Source organism: Paraburkholderia sp. J63 (assembly GCF_905220245.1).
In the GTDB taxonomy this organism is placed as follows: Bacteria; Pseudomonadota; Gammaproteobacteria; order Burkholderiales; family Burkholderiaceae; genus Paraburkholderia.
Genome location: NZ_CAJMZF010000009.1, coordinates 1 through 19,968, shown reverse-complemented (window position 1 = coordinate 19,968; position 19,968 = coordinate 1). Strand labels below are relative to the sequence as shown.

Here is a 19,968-nt window from a genome sequence, read left to right as displayed (position 1 = left end):
CTCAATTGAAAGTGCGGCCTTCATCCGCGAGCTTCACCAGCAGCGGCGCGGGCTGCCACCACGCTTCGGCGCCGGGCTCGGCGGCGAAGCGCTTCAATGCGCGTACGACATTCGCGAGACCCAACGTGTCCGCATACAGCATCGGGCCGCCGCGATGACGCGGGAAGCCGTAACCCGACAGGTACACGACGTCGATATCCGACGCGCGCGCGGCAATGCCGTCTTCGAGAATGCGCGCGCCTTCGTTCACGAGCGCGTAGATGCAGCGTTCGACGATCTCCTGCTCGCCGATCTTGCGCGGCGTGATGCCGCTTTCGCGGCGGAACTGCTCGACGATCGCGTCCACGGCCGGATCGGGAATCGGGTCGCGCTTGCCCGCTTCGTAGCGATACCACCCCGCACCGGTCTTTTGTCCGAAACGGCCCGCCTCGCACAGCGCATCGGCCGCGACACGCGGCTGCGAGCCTGGCGCCTCGGCCGCATGACGCTTGCGCGCGGCCCAGCCGATATCGAGTCCCGCCATGTCGGCCATCCGGAACGGGCCCATCGCAAGGCCGAACCGTTGCAATGCGCCATCGATCTGTTGCGGCGACGCCCCCTGCATCAACAGCCCGCCCGCAGCCGAGCCGTAGCGCGCGACCATGCGGTTGCCGATGAAGCCGTCGCACACGCCTGCAACGACGGCGACCTTGCGGATGCGCCTCGCGAGCGCCATGCAAGTGGCGAGCACATCCGGTGCAGTCTTTTCGCCGCGCACGACTTCCAGCAGCCGCATCACGTTCGCTGGACTGAAGAAGTGCAGGCCGATCACGTCCTGCGGCCGTTGCGTAAACGAAGCGATCCGGTTCAGATCGAGCGCCGACGTATTCGACGCGAGAATCGCGCCGGGCTTCGCAATCGCGTCGAGACGGCGGAACACGTCGTGCTTCACGCTCATCTCTTCAAACACCGCTTCGATCACGAGGTCCACATCGGCGAGCGCCGGGTACTCCAGCGTCGGCACAATGCGTGCGATGCGCTCGTCGAACTGCGTCTGCGTGAGCTTGCCCTTCTTCATCGACGCTTCGTAGTTGCGGCGGACCGCGCCGAGGCCCCGATCGAGCGCTTCTTGCTTCGTTTCGAGCAGCACGACCGGAATGCCCGCATCGGCGAAGGCCATCGCGATCCCGCCGCCCATCGTGCCCGCTCCGATCACGCCCACCCGGCGGACCTCGCGCAGCGGTGTATCGGCCGGCACGTCGGGCAGCTTCGACGCCGCCCGCTCCGCCGTGAAGATGTGGCGCAGCGCGCGCGATTCCGGCGACGCCATCAACGTCGTGAAGATCTCGCGTTCGAGCCGAAGCCCCTCCTCGAATGACTTGCCAACAGCGTTTGCGACCGCCTCGACGCATTGCAGCGGCGCTGGGAACGCACGCGAAGCAGCGGCCACATTGGTACGCGCGAACTGGAGGAACGGCTCCGCGAGCGGGCCGGCGATTCCGATGTCGCGCGCGCGCTTGAACCCCCGCTTGTTGGCGACCACCCCACGGGCGAACGCGACGGCCGCATCGACCACATCGCTCTCGACGACTTCGTCGAGCAGCGCGGTGCCCGCAAGCGTCTGCGCATTCACCGGTTGCCCCGAGACGATCATGTTCAGCGCGCGCTCGACGCCAATCAGCCGGGGCAGCCGCTGCGTGCCGCCGGCACCCGGCAGCAACCCGAGCTTGACTTCGGGCAGGCCGAGCGATGCATCGCGCCGCGCGAGACGGAAATGGCAGCCCATCGCGAGTTCGAGACCACCGCCAAGGCAGTTTCCCGCGATGGCCGCCACGACCGGCTTCGGCGACGCTTCGATCGCGGCAATCACGTCGGGCAGCGTCGGCGCGCTCGACGTCCTGGCCGTGCCGAACTCGCGCACATCCGCGCCCGCGCTGAAAACCTGTTCGCCGCCGCTCAGCACAATGGCTTCGATCTCCGGGTCGGCAACTGCGCTATCGAGCAGCGCGACGATGGCCGCACGCAATGCGAACCCTAACCCGTTGACCGGGGGTTCGCTCATCTTAAGTACACCTATGGAACCGAGCTTTATCAACCCGGCAGGGCTATTCGTCGACATGGAGTCCTCGTCAGGAAAACGAAAGGCGAACTGCGGCGCTTGCCATCACAGTCAATCGTGGTGCGTCTGAATTTACGTTACAGACGTTATGTCTATCTGGGAAAATGCTAACGCTTGCGAACGGTCGTGCATAGCCAGAGATGATCAGTGTAAACACCTAACGCATACACAACTCATTGTATTTGTTGAACATAATTCATGAATATATGATTACACTCGTTATCTATAATTGCCTCGAGAGCCTGACAACTCTGCGACGCGGATCTTCAACCGCTGCAACTCAACCTTTCCGGTAGCCCATGTCCCACTCGAGGATCATCCTGTGCCACGGCGCGCCGGCCGTGGCATCGTGCCATCAGTCGGCGCCGCAACCCGCTACGGCAATAGCGCGAATCTCGACCAGGTACTCGGGGCGGGCCAGCTGGGTCACGCCCACCCCTGTCCATGATGGGTAGCGGTTGGGAAGATACTCATCCTTGACCTTGACAAACTCCTGAATGTCCGCTCCCCGCATGTCGAGATGGAAGGTCATGATTTCCACGATGTCGGCCATGCTGGCGCCGGCGGCCTCGAGTACGTACTTCAGGTTCTCGAACGCCAATCGGGCCTGTGACTCCATCCCCTCGCCTGGCGTGTTGGTGGCGCGATCGAAGCCCACCTGGCCGGAAACCCAGATCATGTCGCCCACCCGGGTGGCCGCTGAAAAATGAAGCCGGTCGTACAGTTCCTGAGTCTGTGACGGATTGATCATTTGTCGTTTCATGGCTGTAGCACTCCTTATGATGTTTTATCAGACTACCTGACGGAAAATGGGCGAGCGGAACGAATCTCCCTCATTGAGCTTCGCCATCTCTTCCCTGAAGAGAAGACCATTGCGTACGTAATCCGGGTTCGAGTCGGGAAGGATGCGGAACGTGGCATCATCACCGAAGAAGCGCAGCACTAGCGTATGCCGCATTGGGCAGGCAGCATCGACAGCCGCGCCGCCGTGCAGCGAATGCGGGTGAAGGAATAGCACGTCGCCGGGCGTGACCGGCCAGGAGAGCACGTCCCAGGAGCTGGGGTTTTGAGCAAGCTCCCTGTCGATGTGCGGCAGGCGTGGATAGACACCGTCCCCGTAGAGCGGGTCGGTCGGATCTTCCGCGCTCTTGAAGCTGGCTCCGTCGTACTGGATACCCAGATGCGAAGCGCGGATAACCTCCAGCGCATTGTGCTTCGGAAGTTTCTGGAAACTAATCCATGCGTTGCCCCAGTGCCTCCCCGCCCAAGGCAGGTTCGCAGTGTCCTGGTGCCACGGACCTCGACCGCTGTTGCCTCCTTCCTTGGAGAACACCTCCTCGGCGAAATACCAGACGTGCTCCGAGCCCCACAACTCTCGAAAGACTTGCCCAAACGGGAGCGCCATCACCAGAGCATCCAGTCTTTCCTTGATGCCAGGGTTCGCGTTGTCGATGTGGGTCTGCAGCTTGGCATAGTGATGCGGCCCCGGGTTGGCCACGATCCACTTGAATACCTCATAGCACTGCGCCAATTGCGCCTCGTCGAGGCAGTTCTCGATGAGGACTGCGCCGTCGTTACGAAATGCGTCCCGCTGGGACTGAGTAACTAGCATGTTGAGCTTCCTTCCGTTCGATGAGCAAAGTCTGTGTTGCGCGATGGGAAACGTAATAGCCATCGGCTTGATCGCATCAGAATCGCTCGCCAGATTGTTAGTAGAACAACTTAATAACTTCAATGGCTGGCAAAAATTCAGCCCGCCGTGCGTTGAGACATGAGTCGACGCCCGGTCACTTGCTCAAGTGGTCCGGAAACCTTGCCTGCGCGGATGCGAGACCGGCGATTGCCTGGGTCGCTATCTGCTCAGCAGTGGATCGCGACCGTATTTACAATAACAACTGTCGTGTTAAAAATAAACAGGGTATTCCCTGCCTCACCGGGACTGGGCGGCGCATGCCGCCCCGAGCCAGACGTTGATCCCCGGCCTGCGCTTTCTGCAAAGACGACATACGAGCGCTTGCACGTTACGAATCGCCTTCATATCCGGCTGCATTACAATGCGGTTGAATAAGGTGCCGTACGGCATGCCTGGCAGCTCAAACCACTCGACTTCCCATCTATGGCGCGAACCTCCACCTCCCAACCCCGGCAAGACCGCAAGGCTGCCGCCGGCCAGGCACCCGCTGCGGCGCGCAGAGGCAGACCGGTCGGCGATCACAAGATCAAGCGCGACAGCCTGCTCGCCGCCACGGCTGCTGTGATCGCGCGCGAAGGTTACGCGGGGACCTCGTTGCGCAAGATCGCAGTCGAGGCCGGGTGCACGACGGGTGCCTTGAGCTACTACTTCGAGGACAAGGACGAGATCGTGAAGGCGCTAGTCGAGAGTTCGTTCGATTTGTTCGACACGATCCTCGAACCGTCCGAAATGCCGCTTGATGTGAGAACCACGCTCGAGCGCTGGATGAGCTGGCACACCACGAAGGCTCTCGATCCGCGGATCGTGCAGTATCAACTGTTGGGCCAGGCGAAATTCGAGCCCGTTGTCGCGGCCGTCATTCAGCGACGCTATACGCGGTATCGCCTCAAGCTGGCGGCGCTCGTCGCCAACGACCAGAAGCTCGGACTGATCCGGAGTGACATCCCCGCGGATCTGCTCGCCGACCAGATATGCGCGCTCGGAGACGGCTGGTCTGTCATGCTTCCGCTCGAGCCGGAGCGATTCAAGCCGCGCCGCCTCAAGGCGCTGTTGAACGCCTTTTTCACGTTGCTGAGCCCGCCCGAGGCTGAGGTGGAATCCGAATCGAACGAGGCGGCGCGCACGGCACGTCGCGCGTAATGACCTGTTCCAGGCAAGCCGTCGGCCGCGCCACGCGACCGACTAGTCTTTTTCGTATCAGAGATTTCCGGGTTCGAGTCAATTGATGCGACTAGACCACCGATCATGGAGATTGATCGAAACAGCCGCCCCAGATGCGCGCTGGCGTCAGAACCGGTGTCCGAATCCGAGCATCGCGAGGATCTGATGGTTGTTTGACGATGGAGTGGCACCCGCGATTTCCGCTACCGCAGCCGACCCGAGAGAGTTGGTCCCTGATGCATGTTGGTAGATAGCGCCGCCATAGATGTATGTCCGCTTCGAGATCGAGTAATTGCCGGCGAGCTCGACCTGCTGGTAACGCGCGGAGTTCACCCCTGAAGACTGCGTGTACGACCAGGCCGCGCCAAGGAGGAACGCCGGCGTCACAGAGTATTTGAAATTCAGCTCCCCGATGTTGAAGGTTTCGGTTCCGCGATAGCCAGCCTCCGTCTCCGAGAGACCAGACACCGCTGTTTCGCCGAGATCGGTGTATCGCGTATTGCTATAAACCGCTCCAATAGTCGCGCTGCCCAATGTGCAAGCAGCGCCGGCAGTGAGAATCTTTTGTCCACCTGCGGAAGCAAAGCCCGCGTTGACGGTGCTAAACATATTGTTTCCCGTCGCGCTCGCCGATGGATTCGTGCCATAGAACGAAAAATTGGGTTGATTGGCGACCTGATAGCCAACACCCAAGGTCACCACGCCATTGACGTATGCCCCCCCGATGGCCATGATCCGGTGTTCAGCCGTCGATCCGCTGATGCCCCCAAAGCTGTACATTGCCTTGCCGGTAAAGCCGGCGATGGTCGGAGTCGTGTAGACCACCGCATTGTTGATCCATTGGAAGCTGTCGAGGTTGTCGACGTCGCCCGGATGCGCGCTATAGCCGCCGCCACCGAACGACCAGGCATTGGCCGTCACGGGCCAGACGTACCAGAACCCAGGCGAGTACTGACGCCCGATCGTCAGCGTTCCCGCGCGACCGGAAAGTCCGACGTTCGCAGTACGGCCGAAGATAGCGCCGTCATTACCTGTCGCGCCGGAATTGCTCGAGAATCCGCCTTCGATCTTGAAAATCACCTTCAGACCGCCGCCCAGATCCTCGGTACCCAGCAAGCCCCAGCGATTCGACTCCGAAGCTCCACTCGACAGATAGTATTGGTTCTTTCCGCCGGCGTTCGAGTTGAATACGAGCGCATTGTCGATGGCACCGTATAGGGTGACGCTGCTCTGCCCGTATGCGACTGAAAATGGAACCAATAGCGCAATGCTTACCAGACGCTTCTTCACCTTGATATCTCCAATTTTATATTTGCACTACAAATTATTAGAAAATGTAGATTTTTTCTTGAAGCCTCCGGAACAATCTCAAGATACGCAGCCAGTTTCATTGGCTCAAAATGGCAGGCACGCTGGAGCATGTACGGCACTTTCGCCAGATCTGGAAACCAGGCGCAATGACAGAACGATTCGCGTTCGGCGCTGGTCGATTGCAGAGCGGGGACAGTGCGAAGGCCGGATCCGCAGCGACATCCCCGCGGATCCGATCATTGAACGACTCTGTGCGCCCGGCGACGGCTAGACGATGATCTTCCCGATCAAGAGCGGGCCGAAGTTATGCGCGGAATGATTAAAGTTAATTGCGGGACGTTGGACTAGTGTGGCCAATGCCGCTAATGTCCGGCGCCATCCAATGCCCGAGCGATGTCACTGGCCGCCTGGGCGCCGGTTTCGATGGCGCCTTCGATGCCGCCGACACCCATGGCCGCGATGTCCGCGCCCGCGAAGCGGATGCGGCCGTGGGGCTTGCGCATCAATGGGGCCGCCTGGGTCAGGTTGCCTGGCCGGTGATGCACCCATCCGCCCCGCGAGAATGGATCGCTTGCCCAGTCCTGGCAGACGGTTTCCACCACTTCGATATCCGGGATGAAGTCGCGCAGCGCCCGCTGCACGGCCTCACGGTCATTGCCGTCGAGCATCGACGTATCGCAACAGAAGCACACTGCCAGTGTGTCGCCATTGTCGTACCGCTCGGCCCGTGCTGTATTGATGGGATGCTTGCCAACCGGCGCCTGAATCAGGAATGGCTCAACCTGGCCCCTCACCCGGACCCAGATCTTGCTGGGCATGATCGCGTGCTTCTGCTCGATCATGGCGCACACGGGTTGCGCTAACGGCGGTGTGATCGAGACGTCGTTCAGCATGTTCAGGGGCAGCGCCACAACGGCGTGCCGCGCACGGATACGCTCTCCGCCGCGGGTGGTCACGATGACCTCCTGGCCTTTGTCCTCGATCGCCGCCACCGGCGTTGAAAAGCGCACTTCGGCTTTCGAGTCGGCGGCCATTGCGTTGATCAGGCGTCCGGTTCCGCCTTCGATCGGCCAGTGTCCCGCGACTTCCTTGAAAGCATCCCAGTCGCCGAAATAGATCGCCGCCCAGTACAGAAACTGCGCAAGGCCCTGCTCGGTCTCGGACCCGACCAGGGTCGCCATCATGTTGATCAACAGATCATGGTCGTGCGGGGAGAGTTCAAGCGAGTCGATCCGGTCGCGCAGGGTTTGCTTGTCGATCGCACGGACATCGGCGGCCTCGAAGTCGCCCATCCGGGGAAAGTACGCCCGCGCGTCGGCAAAAAACCGCTCGACCAGCGGCGCGGCCAGTTGCTTGAGTTCGACAGGAGTTCCAGAGTGCACCGCGCCGCCCGCGAACCAGTACGCCCGGGTAATGGGGAGTGGCGTCGCGAGGTCAATGCCGTAGCGCCTGAGCTCGCGCCAGATATGCGCCTGGGTCCAGTGGACATAAGTGCCGCCCATATCCAGGTGAGTGCCCAGGACTTCACGCCACCAGGTTCTACCGCCAATGCGCTCGCGTGCCTCGATCAACACGACCGAATGGCCCGCCATACTGAGGTCCCGTGCCGCAGTGACGCCCGCGAAACCGGCGCCAATCACGGCAACATCGTACAGATCCGTCATGAAAGCTCTTCTCCTTTGCTTCATCCGTTGCGAAGGGCACGCAGGCCCGCGCCTGGTTCATGCATCATGCGCTGAATAAAGAACACGTTCTTCAGCTCATGCGCAGGTCGTCGCCGGCGGCCAGGCCGGCGCCCGGCACCGCATATTCATCCTTTGTACTGCCAAGTTCCTCGCTCGCGACCACTTCGAGCGAACGGTTCGTGGTGCGAGGTCCAAACAGGACGACGGGAATCGAGAAGAGGATGTAGCAGACCCCCGCGGCGAGCATCACCCCCTCCATGTTCCAGCGCGTGAAGAGCGCCGCACCCAGGACGCCGGAGGCGGCCCCGCCGAATCGACCGCCAGAGATCACCATGCCGCTGCCAAGCGCACGCAACTGTGTGGGAATCGTTTCCGGAATATAGGTGAAGTAGGCGTTGAGGACCATTCCGGTGATGATCGCGGCAACGCCGCCAGCGCTGATCACCACCCAGTTGGTAGTCGACATGCCGAGCACGCCCAGCGACACCGCGCTGAGGACGCAGGTAGCGAGGATTGTCGACTTGCGCTCGCACCGGTCCAGCAACCGCATGGTAATGAGCGGAGTGACACCATAAACCACGTTCCAGATGAACAGGATGTAGTACGCAGCTTCCTCGGAATATTTGAGGCCATTGATGAGTGCGTAGGCAGCCCAGTTCCCGTACAGGTAGTAGCCGAGGTAGGCGCCGAAATAGCCGATCGAAAGCACGGCCACGGTACGCCGCACGGCCTTGTGTTTCAACATTTCGCGCAGCGTGGGCTCGTGCGCGTTTTCCAGCCCCGTGGCAATCTGGACTTCGTCGAGCGGGCCGCGGCGCAGCGCGCGCTCTTCCAGATTGCCGACGATCGTTTCGGCACGGACAAACTGCCCTCTGGAGGCAAGCCAGCGGACCGACTCCGGAACGGTGAAGCGCACCATAGGCGCGATCAGCAGCCCGACACTCCCGGCGACGAGCAGATGACGCCACGCGTTGGGGCCGCCATGCGGGAGAACGAACATAGTCAGCGCCGCTGCGCCAATGCCCGCGACCACATAGCCGGACGACACAATGGAAGCGAATCGTCCGCGTGCTTTGCGCGGAAACATCTCCGCGACATAAACGAGCAGCACGGACGTGGCGGCCTGCACGCCTATGCCGGTAATGACCCGGGCGGCCAGCATGGTCTCGTAGCCAGGCGCAAACGCCGTTGCCAATGCGCCCAGTGAATACAGGCTGGTGGACCATACGAGAACGGAGCGGCGCCCGAGTTTGTCCGAGAGCATGCCTCCGACGAGAGCGCCAATGATCATTCCCACAAAGAAGGCGCTGGTGACGTACCCGATCTGCTCCAGGCTCAGGTTTGTGTATTTTTTAATCGTGGGTATGGCGTAGGCAAAGATAGCGTTGTCGTAATACTCCAGCATCAGGTTGGCCGCGAGTAGCGCGGCCCAGAGGTAGTGCGTGGACAACACCGGCACCCGATCCAACCGCGCAAGCAAATTGAATCTGACTGCCGTATCTGAACGATTCATGTTTTCTCTCCATCAACCTATTCGCTGTTCTTTTCTAATTTCCAGTTTTGCTCCGTGTGAACCACAGATCGCCGGCTGTGGCATCGAGTCATCAACTGGCACCGTGCCCGGAAACCGCGATCGGGCCAATTTCCACCAGGGCCAAGTACTCGGGCAGTCCCTGTTGAGTCACGCCAACGCCCGTCCACGAGGGAACTCAGCGCCGCCGCTATGCAGACAAACACGAGATCCACGTGGATTGTGTTTCAAAACAATTAGTGATCCTTATCATTTGTCATATCCGATTGAGCTACGCAGTCAAACAGCGATCCGCCGTTTGTGATCCGACCGCTGACCACGGAAACCCGTCTTCCAGATTGAAGGCGGCTTTCAGGCCGCCGCCCGAGTTTTCGGCGCCCTTCATGCCCCGGCGGTTACTATGACCACGCGAAATACGTTCGCCTGACTTCCGGCGCAAGCGTGATACGGGCCAGCGCTAGCAAGTTCGCTTTTCTCATGGCCCCGACCTCCGTATCCTCGTGAGACGGTTCAATGGCCGCTTGATGGGGACACGCGACATATCGGAATAACACGCTAAATTATTAGTATAACTACTTAATAAACAGCATGCTCGACGAAATTTCCAAACCGCCAGTCGCTAACGCACCCCTGAATTACAATAACAATTGTGATGTGAAAATAAAATAGGGTATTCCCTGCCGGAAACGAGCGCGTCCGCATGAAAACGGCCCTGCGTATTGAACGCGCGAACGATCATTCCGGCTTCGATGCCCCGGCTGTGGTGCCAGTAGAGAATGAGCGCGCCGCGCCGATGCGATTCGCGCAGAGGCCATGGCTCACGCGCGCACCGAAGCGGCTTCTCTTGGGTCAGCGCAACTGCGTGCTGTAACGGGACCGGTACGGCTCGCCCGGCGTCAGCGACGCGTCGTTGAGGTCACTAATGTCGTAGTCGTAGTTGGCCCCTCCGGTCGGCAGGGGCCGATAAAACAGCTGATCGCCATAGAACCGGTAGACCAGCGTGTGGCGGTCTGGACAGTCCGGGGTCACGGGAGCCCCACCGTGCAGCGTGCCAGAGTGGAACACCAGTGCATCGCCGAGTTCCAGATCCCAGCAAAGCACATCCCACGACGCCGGGTCCTTCGCGCGTTCGGCCTCAATGTTGGGCAGTTGCGGCCAGTCGGTATCGATCCACAACGGCCTGTTGGGGTTGCTCGGATCGTCGTAGGAAGACCCGTTGTACTGAGTGCCGAGATGGGAGCCTCGGACGATTTCGAGCGAGTTCTTGCGGGGTAGCTTTTCAAAACTGGCCCAGAGGTTGAGCATGTGCGGGCCGCTCATTGGCGAGTACGAGGTGTCCTGGTGCCAGGGCGACCGGCCGGCCCGGCCTCCCTTCTTGATGAAGATTTCCTCGCCTCTGAACCACACATGCCCGGAGTCCCATAGCGCCGCCACAAATTCACCGAGTCCTAACGCCTTGATCGCCGCGAGGTGCACATCGCGGTTGGCAAAGTTGCCGTAATCGTTGAAATGCTCATCTGGCGTGCCTTTGTAGACGTAGCCGTGCTGCGGGCTCGGGTGGGCGATCCCATAATCAAAAGCCTCGCGCAGCCGCTCGAGCCGCTCAGGAGAAAACAAGCCCCGAACAACGATTGCACCATCTTGCGCCAGGTCCCGTTTCATCTGCTCAGTGACTTGCATGTGAATCTCCTCCTGCGTCGTCGATAACAACAGTCAAGTATTCCGGCAGCGCATCCTGTGCACCGCCTCTCTCTGGCAACTCAATTAGGGGAATCTGATGTGATTCGAGGTGACAAGCACGCCAATGAAATTGCCATCCGGGCAGGATTTGCCCATGCAGGGGCTGCACAGGGCAAAGTGGCAGAGCTTTTGCCTTAATGGCGTCGTGGCTTTCTACTTTCCGGCGAGAAAGGCTGGCGGTTCGAAACACGTAGTCGGGGGCAGTACGGCGGTGTAGCGCTCGATCTGGACCAGGCACGAATTGGCCGTGCTCCCCTGCGCGATTTCCGATGTGCCCTGGTCACGGGTCAGCACGTTGACGTTGCCATGCTTGTCCAACGGGATGCCGTCGCCATCGTCCAGCGCCAGATCCAGCCAGGCACCGGTGGCCATCTGCAGGACGCCTGGGATCACGGCCTCGGAAACGACCGCGCCCGCAAGGCAACTGCCCCGCGTATTGAACACGCGAACGATCATTCCCGTTTCAATGCCCCGGCTGGCCGCATCGAGCGGATGCATGCGTATCGGCTCCCGGTCGGAAATCTTCCGCTTCCTGCTGTGCGGTGCATGGTCATACTGGCTATGCAGCTTGGACGCGGGCTGATTGGAAAGCAGATGCAAAGGGAAGTCCTGTGCCTGGCGGGATCCCAGCCATTCCTCAGGCTCGATCCAGACCGGATGGCCCGGCTGCCCATCGATCCCAAAGTCGCGGATGGTCTGCGAAAAGATCTCGATGCGGCCCGATGGCGTTCGTAGAGGGTGCTCGACCGGATCTTCAATGAATTCCGAGAACACCGCGGCGGACTCTCTCGTCGGTAGCTCGATCATGCCCTGCGCCCAGAATTCATCGAACCCCGGTAAATTCAGACCTTGCTCATCGCCTTGCTCCTTGATCCGCGCATAGAACGATCGCAGCCAATCCTCCTCGGTCCTACCCTCCGTGAATTTTTCAAGGAATCCAAACCGGGCGGCAAATTCGGAGAAAACCTTATAGTCGTTCCACGCATCCCCATGGGGTTTCGCATGCGCCGCGGAGGCGACGATGAAAGGATCGCTGCTGGTGCCCGCGATGTCGTTGCGCTCGAACGCCACGGTCGTGGGAAACACGATGTCCGCGTGCTTGGCGGTCGCTGTCCACCATGGCTCGTTGACGATGATGGTTTCCGGCACCGCCCATGCCTTGCGAAGACGGTTCAAATCCTGATGGTGATGAAAGGGGTTGCCGCCAGCCCAATAGATGAGCCGTATGTCCGGGTAGGTGAGCGTACTTCCGTTGTAGCGGAACGACTGGCCCTTGTTGAGCAGCATGTCCGAGATTCTGGACACGGGGATGAAGGAGGCCACGGAGTTCTTGCCTTGCGGCAGCGCCGGTATTTTCACCGTGATCGAATCGTGCCCTATGCCATTGACGGCGGCATAGCCAAATCCGAATCCGCCACCCTCGAGGCCGATCTGGCCAATCATCGATGCAAGGGCTACCGTCATCCAGTACGGCTGCTCCCCGTTTTCCGCGCGCTGCAACGCCCATGACATCGTGATCATGGTCCGGTGCCGCGCCATATCGCGCGCAAGCTGCGCAATGTCCTGTGCCGAGATGCGGCAGATGGACGATGCCCACTGCGGCGTCTTGGGTACGCCGTCTGTCAGGCCTAGTAAGTAGTCCCGAAAACTCTCGTACCCGACCGTGTACGTGGCCAGGAATGCCCGATTGGCGAGGTTTTCGGACTCCAGCACGTAGGCCAATCCCAGCATCAGCGCCACATCGGTTTGGGGACGTATGGGGACCCATTCGCAGGGTACGCTGGTGTCATCCCGAATCGGACTGATCGAGACCAGGCGCACACCCGCCTGCACGAGTTGCCCGAGCGTGTCGCGGTAGTGATGCCGTGTCACGCCCCCCGCATTCACCTGCGCGTTCTTTTCCGGCAATCCACCCAAACTGACCAGCAGCCGGGTGCTTCTGATCATCGATTTCAACGACGTGTGCCTGCCCGCCAGGCTGTGCATGGAGCCGACCACACGCGGAATGATCACCTCCCCGGCTCCATAGCTATAGGAATTGATCGATCGCGTGTAGCCCCCAAAAAGGTTCAGAAAGCGGTGGATCTGGCTTTGCGCGTGGTTGAATCGCCCGGCGCTGGCCCATCCATAGGATCCGCCGAAAATCGCCGCGTTGCCGTGCGTCGAACGAACCCTTTCCAGCTGCCCTGCGGCCATGTCGAGCGCCGTCTTCCAGTCCACCTCGACGAAGGGCTCGCGCCCGCGGCCCGCACCGCCTGCACGGTGCTGCTTGTCGAAGAATGACTTTCTTATGGCAGGCGAGGCGACCCGCAACCTCGTCTGCATGCCATCCAGGCCCTCCCAGACGGGAGCCGGTGCAGGATCGCCTGACCAGGACCGGATGCTGGAAATGCTGCCCTGATCCACGGCAACGTTGTAGGTGCCCCAGTGCGTGGATACCACCCGTTGCTTTTGCGTAGGAAACATAGACGGCTCCTCAAGCCATGGAAGTCGAGGGGATGCGCGCGGGGCGCGGGCGGCCCTTCTCAGGCGGACGCGCGAGTGGCAGGCGTGGGCGCAAGGCCCTCCTCCTTGCCAAGGCCGAGTTCCTCATCGGCCACGGCTTCGAGCGAACGGTTAGTGGTGCGCGGGCCAAACAGCAGCACGGGGATGGCAAAGACAATGTAGACGGCCGCCGCCGTCCACGTCACATACTTCAAACCGCCTGCGCTCACCAGCGCCGCGCCCATCACGCCGGACACCGCCCCGCCGACCCGGGCACCCGACATCACGATGCCATTGCCCAGGGCGCGCAACTGCGTGGGCATGGTCTCGGGGATGTAGGTGTAGTAGGCGTTGAGGACAAAGCCGGAGAAGACCGTGACGACGCCACCGACAATGGCGACCGCCCAATAGCGCGCGGATATCCCAAGCACTGCTAACGAAATCGCGCAGAACACCGATGTGGAAAGGATGGTGTTCTTGCGCTCCCACCGATCCAGGAATCTCATGGACAGGAAGGGCATGACACCATAGACCACGGTCCAGATAAACATGATTAGATACGCATTCTTCTGGGCGTACTTGAGGTCATAGACCAGCGCATAGATGCTCCAGTTCGCCCATGTGTAATACGCCAGGTACACCCCGAAATAGGACACGAATAGGACGATCAGGTTGCGCAGCACGGCCTTGCTCTTCAGCAGGTCACGTAGTTTCGGCTGCGCGCCGGCACTCGATTCGGCAAGGGCCTGAGGCTCATCGAGCGGACCCTGACGCAATGCACGCGCTTCCAGTTCGCTGACGATCTGCCCGGCGCGGTCGACATTCCCACGCGAAACGCACCAGCGCACCGACTCTGGCAGGCAGAAGTGCACAACCGGCGCGATCAGCAGCCCTATGGCACCGGCGAGAAACAGATGGCGCCAGGTGTCCGGGCCGCCGGTCGGCAGATAGAACAAGGCTAGCGCCGCCGCCATCACGGCCGCTGCCGTGAGACCCATCGTCACGACCGACAGGAAGCGCCCGCGCGCACGGCTGGGAAACATCTCGGCAACGTAGACAAGCAGCACCGACGTGGCCGCCTGCACGCCCAGGCCGGTAACGAAGCGAGACGCCAGGATCCATTCGTATCCCGGTACGAAAGCCGTCGCCACCACGCCGAGCGAATAGATGAGCGTGCCCCACACCAGCACCGGGCGGCGCCCCCCTCTGTCCGAGAGCCAGCCGCCTGCGAGGGCTCCGATCACCATGCCCACATAGAACGCGCTGCTGATGAACCCGATCTGCTGGGTGCTCATGCCGGTTTGCGCCTTGATGGTCGGGCTCGCGTAGGCAAAGATGGCGTTGTCGTAGTACTCCAGCATCATGTTGAGCGCGAGCAAGGCGGCCCAGACGTAGTGCAGCCTCATGGTTGGCAGGCGGTCGAATCGCGCCAGCAAGGATGAAGGGGTGATGCTGGCGGAGGATGGCCTCGCCGCGTCGATGCGGTTCATCGTTTGTCTCCATCAGCGTTGCCGCTTTTGCGTTGCTTCTTTCTGTGAAGCCGAACCCTGCCTGAGGTGCTTCACTGTAGCCGGCAGCTTCATTTAACACAACACACGTAATGTTAGGAGAATCACGTATTTACATGACGAATGTTATGCAAGATTGGCGAGCCCGCGACGCAAGGGCCTGATGCGATGTGAGGCGTCACCGGCTTTTCAGGCTGCGACCCCTTGAGGGTTAGCCGGGTTGCCGCGAACGCGGATGCAGATCCGCAGAGCGGTACCAAGGATGGGAGCCAGCCGCCCGAAGGCGGCTTTCACGATCAGGCTTCGAACCGCCCGATGCTGCTGCGTTCAACGGCCGGTTGAAGCTTTGGCTCCGCGTCCGGCAATCACCTCGCGAATACAGTCGAGGAAGTGTTCGGCAGGCCGCGTGAGCTGGGCCTCGGGTGGCGAAAACAGGTACAGCCGCAGCGGCGGTGGCGGCGTTTCGGCCAGCGCGAGTTCGACGAACCGATGGCCATGCTCGGTCTCGGCGAGCGAGTGCCTTGTCCACGCGAACACGGCGTCGGAAAGCAGCGTGAGGCCATAGAACAGCGCGTATGAGGTGCAGCGCGTGATACGTAGCGGCGGTTCCAGCCCGGCGCGGTCGAACATTGCGCGGATAGTGCCTGGGTAGTTGTCAGTGCCGTCGGTGTGGATCCACTCGGCCGCCTGCAGCTCGGCCAGGGTCGTCGCGCCCGCAAAGCTGCCGTTCGCGCGCGTGATGAACACCGTGTCGTACTCGAACAGCTGCTCGACCGTGCCTATGTCGTCGCCCGGACTCATGGGAAACGCGCCGAACGCGAGATCCAGTGTGCGGCTGCGTAGTTGCTCGCGCAATGCGTTGATGCCGAGCTCGCGAAACTCGATCGTCACCTGCGGCCAGCGGCGCCGGAACTCCACGAACGCGTCGGCAAGGCCGCCCGTGCCCGCGATCGGCGTGACGCCGATCATGAGCTTGCCGTCGCGCGAGCCCTTGAGGTACGCGAGATCCTCCTGCGCGCGCTCCAGTTCCCGCACGATGGTATGGGCTCGCTGCAGCAGCGTCGCGCCCTCTGCCGTCGGGACGACACCCCACGGATTGCGTTCGAGCAGGCGCACCCCGCATTCGTCCTCGAGCTCGCGCAACGCCTTGGTAATGGCGGGCTGCGTCACGTGCAGGCGCCGCGCCGCGCCGTTCAGGCTGCCGGTCGCGGCGATCTCCACGAGAGCTCGAAGCTGATTGAGTTTCATAATGCGGCAAATATTACCATCGGTTATCGGCATGCCGATTTTTCTTTTTTTATTTCGACCGATCGTCCTTAGTCTCTCGCCTCGAATGCCGGCGCAGTGCACGGCCATGGAGAAACGAGTACATGACACAGGACACATCCAGCGCTCTGCTCGCGGCCCTTCGCGAGCACGAAGCACAATTCATTTCGATACGGCGCGATATTCACGCCCATCCCGAACTGGGTTTCGAGGAAACACGCACCTCGCACATCGTCGCGGAACAGCTCTCGCAATGGGGGTTTGAGGTTACGACCGGCATTGGCCACACCGGCGTCGTGGGGCGCATCAGGCGCGGCACGTCCACACGAACGATCGGCCTGCGCGCCGACATGGACGCGCTGCCTGTCGAGGAGCGCACCGGACTGCCCTACTCAAGCACTGTCAAGCAAACGATGCACGCTTGCGGCCACGACGGCCACACGGCCATGCTGCTCGCCGCGGCGCACCACCTCGCGACCCGCGGCGAATTCGACGGCACGCTCAACGTGATTTTCCAGCCGGCCGAGGAAGGTCTGGGCGGCGCATCGCGCATGATCGCGGATGGGCTATTCGAGCGCTTCCCGTGCGATCAGGTGTTCGCATTGCACAATGCGCCGGGCCTGCCGGTAGGCCATTTCGCCGTGCGCCATGGCTGCATGCTCGCTTCATCCGACTCGGCCACGATCACGGTCACGGGCCACGGCACGCACGGTTCCGCGCCGCAGCTCGGCTGCGATCCCATCGTTGCATCCGCAAGCATCGTGATGGCGTTGCAGAGCATCGTTTCGCGCAATGTGGAGCCCACGCGCGCGGCCGTCGTGACCGTAGGCGCCATCCACGCGGGCAAGGCCGGCAACGTGATTCCCGAGCACGCAACGCTGCAGCTTTCGATCCGCGCGCTCGACATCGAAACACGCAACGCGCTCGAAGCGCGCATCCGCAGCATCGCGGCATTGCAGGCCCAATCCTATGGCGCGACGGCCACGGTCGAATACCGCGCGATCTCGCGGCCGCTCATGAACGAACGTAACGCCACCGAGCTCGCCATCGCAGCGATCGACTCGCTCGTCGGCGAGGGCGGGCTCACGATGATGGCCCACGCGGAAATGGGCAGCGAAGACTTTTCGTGGATGAGCGAGAAGGTTCCTGGATGCTATGTTCTGCTTGGTAATGGCGTGGACAGCGCGGGGGGATGCAGCGTTCACAACCCCGCATACGACTTCAACGATTCAACGCTCGTCTGGGGCGCTGCGTGGTTCGTCACGCTCGTCCAGCGCTACTTGTGCCTCGAATGAAAGCGGTGTTTGCGGCGCTGAGACACGCCGCGTGCTCGCTTGATCGTCGCTGCCCCGGCTCCCGAAGTTTCTGACCAACCTTAAAAAAGTCCGCTAATGTCAGCAATCAGCACCACGCCTTCCTCTGGCCGGGCCGCCGGCCGGCCGCCTGTACCGGCCGCGCGCATGGCCGGCGCAGTACGGCTCGCCGCCTGTGCCGCCGCGCTCGGGGGCGTCTCGCATGGCGCCCTCGCACAGTCTTCCGGTTTGTTTCTCGACGATTATTTCCAGGGCGTCCCCTACGCCGGGGACGCGGCCTACACGCCGGGCGTCTCGCTTTACGGCGTGGTCGACGAGTCGCTGGGTTTCACCAAGGGAGCCCAGACGTCCTTCTTCCAGCAAAGCAATGGCCAATGGACCTCGAAAATCGGCCTGTACGGCGTAGAGGATCTCGGCGGCGGCTACCGCGTACGCTTTAGCCTCGAAAGCGGCTTCAACCCTGCCAACGGACAGCCCGGCGAAGCCAATACGCTGTTCAACCGCGAGGCGTGGGTGGGCATCGGCTCCGCCAAGGCGGGGGAGTTGAAGTTTGGCCGGCAGGACGATGTGGGCGTGCCGCTCTTTGTCGACGTATTCGGCCAGATCGGCACGGTCTCGACGGTCGCGTATCAGACCGCGTGGGTCTATGATCTCGGGCCCGGCGCGAGCTTTGTCGCGCCCCGCCTCTCGAACGCTGTCAGCTATTCGTCCCCCTGGTTCGGGCCGCTCAACGCGCAGGTCGCGCTTGAACTCCATGAGCCAGGCACGAACGAGCCGACCATCGTGAACAAGTCCGTAGTACTCAACTACTTCGACGGCCACCTGTTCGGAGCGCTGAGCTATGGCGGCAACTATGGCCTCAACGCGCTCACGGCCTCGCAATACGTGCGCACCGACAACTTCGCGGCCGGCCTGCTCTATGACGGCGGACATTACGTGGTTTCGGCGGGCTACAGTTTCCTCGCGCCGCGCCTGGACGGTGACCGCGTCGCCTCGCTCTATACCCTCGGCGCGCTCTACCGCTACCGGCAACGCAACGATTTCCGCGTCGAGCTCGCGTATCGCACAGTGGGCGGCGTGAGCGACCATTCGTACGGCATCACGCTCGGCTACGACTACAACCTCTCGAAACGCACGGCGCTCTATGTGCGCGGTGCGCTGGTCCACAACACAGGTGCCGCGCCTTCGTATGGCAGCTATCCCTCACAACAGCCAACCGTCGACAACATCGACAACAGTTATGTGAATGCGAACGGCGCAAACGAGACGTATCAGTCGCCGCATGTCGTGCTTGTCGGCATGTACCACAAGTTCTAGAAGCGGCTTCGCTGCATCGCCGAACAGAAAACAAAAAACCGAGAAAAGGAGAGAGGACATGACACCCCGGACCTTCCAGCGCTACCTGGCTGCGGCGTGCTTTGCCACGGTGAGCGTGAGCAGCTTGGCCCAAGGAGGCGGCAACGCCAGCGCTGTAGTCGCCGCACCGAACGCGGAGGCTTCGAGCGCAGCCCCCACCACGGCGAATGACGCTCGCTCGGACCGCGCACTCGCCGTTCGCGTGCGCCACGCCTTGCGGGCGGCCCGCAAGCAAGGGCTCAAATCGACCTTCATTCGCGTTCGGGCGCACGACGGTGCGATCACGCTTTCAGGCGTCGTGGCGAGCGATACGCAGATTGCGCTCGCGATTGCGGTCGCCCAAGGCGTAAATGGCGTGCGCGCGGTCACGAGCAAGATCGAAGTGCGCGGCAATACCGGCATCACGGGCAGCCAGTAACACCACAAAGCGTCACCGCCGCATGCGGCCCATGCGTGCTGCTTCGCCCACACACCGCAACACGGGCCGACCTGGTCATCTGGACACGAACGCACCGACGGCGCGTCACCAGGCCAGGCCGAAACTCCATTTTCACGTTCAAGAGTCTTCCTTGTGATTACCATTGCCCATCCTGACCAGACATCAAATCGCGCCACCGTATTCTCCGCTGGCCTCCTCTGGTCGTTGGCCACCCTGATCGCCAATATCCTGCCCGTGGTATTCCAGGCGCTCCATCACAGCCGCGGCATGAGCGTCCAACTGCTTGGGACAATAGGCACGGCGTTCATGCTCGGAAAAGGCGTCGTCGCTGCGAGCAGCGCTTTTTGGGTGTACCGGGTGAGTCCCCGAAGGGTAAGCGCAGC

At 61.6% G+C, this 19,968-nt stretch carries 16 protein-coding genes; 6 read left to right on the top strand and 10 right to left on the bottom strand.

The genetic code is table 11. The annotated features are described in order from the left end of the window. Position 1: 1 nt before the first annotated feature. From U5775_RS12095 to U5775_RS12085, 3 genes are all read right to left on the bottom strand, one after another. Complete coding sequence (locus U5775_RS12095) at positions 2-2,098, bottom strand: 3-hydroxyacyl-CoA dehydrogenase NAD-binding domain-containing protein (RefSeq protein ID WP_322058372.1); 2,097 nt, start codon at positions 2,096-2,098, stop codon at positions 2-4. A gap of 355 nt (positions 2,099-2,453) precedes the next feature. Next, entirely contained in the window at positions 2,454-2,861 is a 408-nt protein-coding gene (locus U5775_RS12090; protein WP_322058371.1) for a RidA family protein, read from the bottom strand. 27 nt (positions 2,862-2,888) lie between these two features. Continuing rightward, complete coding sequence (locus U5775_RS12085) at positions 2,889-3,710, bottom strand: phytanoyl-CoA dioxygenase family protein (RefSeq protein WP_322058370.1); 822 nt, start codon at positions 3,708-3,710, stop codon at positions 2,889-2,891. Positions 3,711-4,214: 504 nt separating this feature from the next. Here U5775_RS12085 and U5775_RS12080 point away from each other — a divergent pair. After that, positions 4,215-4,931, top strand: a complete 717-nt coding sequence (locus U5775_RS12080; protein WP_322058369.1) for a TetR/AcrR family transcriptional regulator — start codon at positions 4,215-4,217, stop codon at positions 4,929-4,931. Positions 4,932-5,078: 147 nt separating this feature from the next. On the opposite strand, the gene U5775_RS12075 is transcribed toward U5775_RS12080, so the two are convergent. The 3 genes from U5775_RS12075 to U5775_RS12065 all read right to left on the bottom strand — a co-directional run bounded on the left by U5775_RS12075 (position 5,079) and on the right by U5775_RS12065 (position 9,461). Beyond that, positions 5,079-6,242, bottom strand: coding sequence for a porin (locus U5775_RS12075; protein ID WP_322058368.1), 1,164 nt, complete (start codon positions 6,240-6,242; stop codon positions 5,079-5,081). 383 nt (positions 6,243-6,625) lie between these two features. Next, the gene (locus U5775_RS12070) at positions 6,626-7,927 is read right to left on the bottom strand and encodes an NAD(P)/FAD-dependent oxidoreductase (protein ID WP_322058367.1); all 1,302 of its coding nucleotides are present in this window, start codon (positions 7,925-7,927) and stop codon (positions 6,626-6,628) included. Positions 7,928-8,018: 91 nt separating this feature from the next. Continuing rightward, positions 8,019-9,461, bottom strand: a complete 1,443-nt coding sequence (locus tag U5775_RS12065; RefSeq protein WP_322058366.1) for an MFS transporter — start codon at positions 9,459-9,461, stop codon at positions 8,019-8,021. A 718-nt stretch (positions 9,462-10,179) separates the two neighbouring features. Between U5775_RS12065 and U5775_RS12060 the strand changes: the two genes are divergently transcribed. After that, complete coding sequence (locus U5775_RS12060; RefSeq protein ID WP_322058365.1) at positions 10,180-10,350, top strand: hypothetical protein; 171 nt, start codon at positions 10,180-10,182, stop codon at positions 10,348-10,350. On the opposite strand, the gene U5775_RS12055 is transcribed toward U5775_RS12060, so the two are convergent. From U5775_RS12055 to U5775_RS12040, 4 genes are all read right to left on the bottom strand, one after another. After that, entirely contained in the window at positions 10,329-11,159 is an 831-nt protein-coding gene (locus tag U5775_RS12055) for a phytanoyl-CoA dioxygenase family protein (protein WP_322058364.1), read from the bottom strand. The two genes, U5775_RS12060 and U5775_RS12055, sit on opposite strands and share 22 nt — an antisense overlap. A gap of 213 nt (positions 11,160-11,372) precedes the next feature. Beyond that, complete coding sequence (locus U5775_RS12050) at positions 11,373-13,685, bottom strand: molybdopterin-dependent oxidoreductase (RefSeq protein ID WP_322058363.1); 2,313 nt, start codon at positions 13,683-13,685, stop codon at positions 11,373-11,375. Positions 13,686-13,744: 59 nt separating this feature from the next. Continuing rightward, entirely contained in the window at positions 13,745-15,193 is a 1,449-nt protein-coding gene (locus U5775_RS12045; protein WP_322058362.1) for an MFS transporter, read from the bottom strand. Between the two features lie 345 nt (positions 15,194-15,538). After that, on the bottom strand, positions 15,539-16,459 hold the full coding sequence (locus U5775_RS12040; RefSeq protein WP_322058361.1) for a LysR family transcriptional regulator: 921 nt from the start codon (positions 16,457-16,459) through the stop codon (positions 15,539-15,541). Between the two features lie 122 nt (positions 16,460-16,581). On the opposite strand from U5775_RS12040, the gene U5775_RS12035 reads away from it, so the two are divergent. The 4 genes from U5775_RS12035 to U5775_RS12020 form a co-directional block, all read left to right on the top strand. Continuing rightward, complete coding sequence (locus U5775_RS12035; protein WP_322058360.1) at positions 16,582-17,772, top strand: M20 aminoacylase family protein; 1,191 nt, start codon at positions 16,582-16,584, stop codon at positions 17,770-17,772. A gap of 165 nt (positions 17,773-17,937) precedes the next feature. Next, positions 17,938-19,107 (top strand): porin, encoded by a 1,170-nt coding sequence (locus U5775_RS12030; RefSeq protein WP_322058359.1) that lies wholly within the window; start codon positions 17,938-17,940, stop codon positions 19,105-19,107. 58 nt (positions 19,108-19,165) lie between these two features. Further along, complete coding sequence (locus U5775_RS12025; RefSeq protein ID WP_322058358.1) at positions 19,166-19,564, top strand: BON domain-containing protein; 399 nt, start codon at positions 19,166-19,168, stop codon at positions 19,562-19,564. A gap of 153 nt (positions 19,565-19,717) precedes the next feature. Beyond that, positions 19,718-19,968: hypothetical protein (locus tag U5775_RS12020; protein ID WP_322058357.1), on the top strand; the 251-nt coding region annotated here is incomplete at its 3' end.

Bases quoted from the DNA above. Each gene is read 5' to 3' on its own strand.
- U5775_RS12045 (WP_322058362.1), bottom strand. From the start codon at position 15,193: ATGAACCGCATCGACGCGGCGAGGCCATCCTCCGCCAGCATCACCCCT.
- U5775_RS12040 (WP_322058361.1), bottom strand. From the start codon at position 16,459: ATGAAACTCAATCAGCTTCGAGCTCTCGTGGAGATCGCCGCGACCGGC.
- U5775_RS12050 (WP_322058363.1), bottom strand. From the start codon at position 13,685: ATGTTTCCTACGCAAAAGCAACGGGTGGTATCCACGCACTGGGGCACC.
- U5775_RS12070 (WP_322058367.1), bottom strand. From the start codon at position 7,927: ATGACGGATCTGTACGATGTTGCCGTGATTGGCGCCGGTTTCGCGGGC.
- U5775_RS12080 (WP_322058369.1), top strand. From the start codon at position 4,215: ATGGCGCGAACCTCCACCTCCCAACCCCGGCAAGACCGCAAGGCTGCC.
- U5775_RS12095 (WP_322058372.1), bottom strand. From the start codon at position 2,098: ATGTCGACGAATAGCCCTGCCGGGTTGATAAAGCTCGGTTCCATAGGT.
- U5775_RS12030 (WP_322058359.1), top strand. From the start codon at position 17,938: ATGGCCGGCGCAGTACGGCTCGCCGCCTGTGCCGCCGCGCTCGGGGGC.
- U5775_RS12085 (WP_322058370.1), bottom strand. From the start codon at position 3,710: ATGCTAGTTACTCAGTCCCAGCGGGACGCATTTCGTAACGACGGCGCA.
- U5775_RS12055 (WP_322058364.1), bottom strand. From the start codon at position 11,159: ATGCAAGTCACTGAGCAGATGAAACGGGACCTGGCGCAAGATGGTGCA.
- U5775_RS12035 (WP_322058360.1), top strand. From the start codon at position 16,582: ATGACACAGGACACATCCAGCGCTCTGCTCGCGGCCCTTCGCGAGCAC.
- U5775_RS12025 (WP_322058358.1), top strand. From the start codon at position 19,166: ATGACACCCCGGACCTTCCAGCGCTACCTGGCTGCGGCGTGCTTTGCC.
- U5775_RS12065 (WP_322058366.1), bottom strand. From the start codon at position 9,461: ATGAATCGTTCAGATACGGCAGTCAGATTCAATTTGCTTGCGCGGTTG.
- U5775_RS12060 (WP_322058365.1), top strand. From the start codon at position 10,180: ATGAAAACGGCCCTGCGTATTGAACGCGCGAACGATCATTCCGGCTTC.
- U5775_RS12090 (WP_322058371.1), bottom strand. From the start codon at position 2,861: ATGAAACGACAAATGATCAATCCGTCACAGACTCAGGAACTGTACGAC.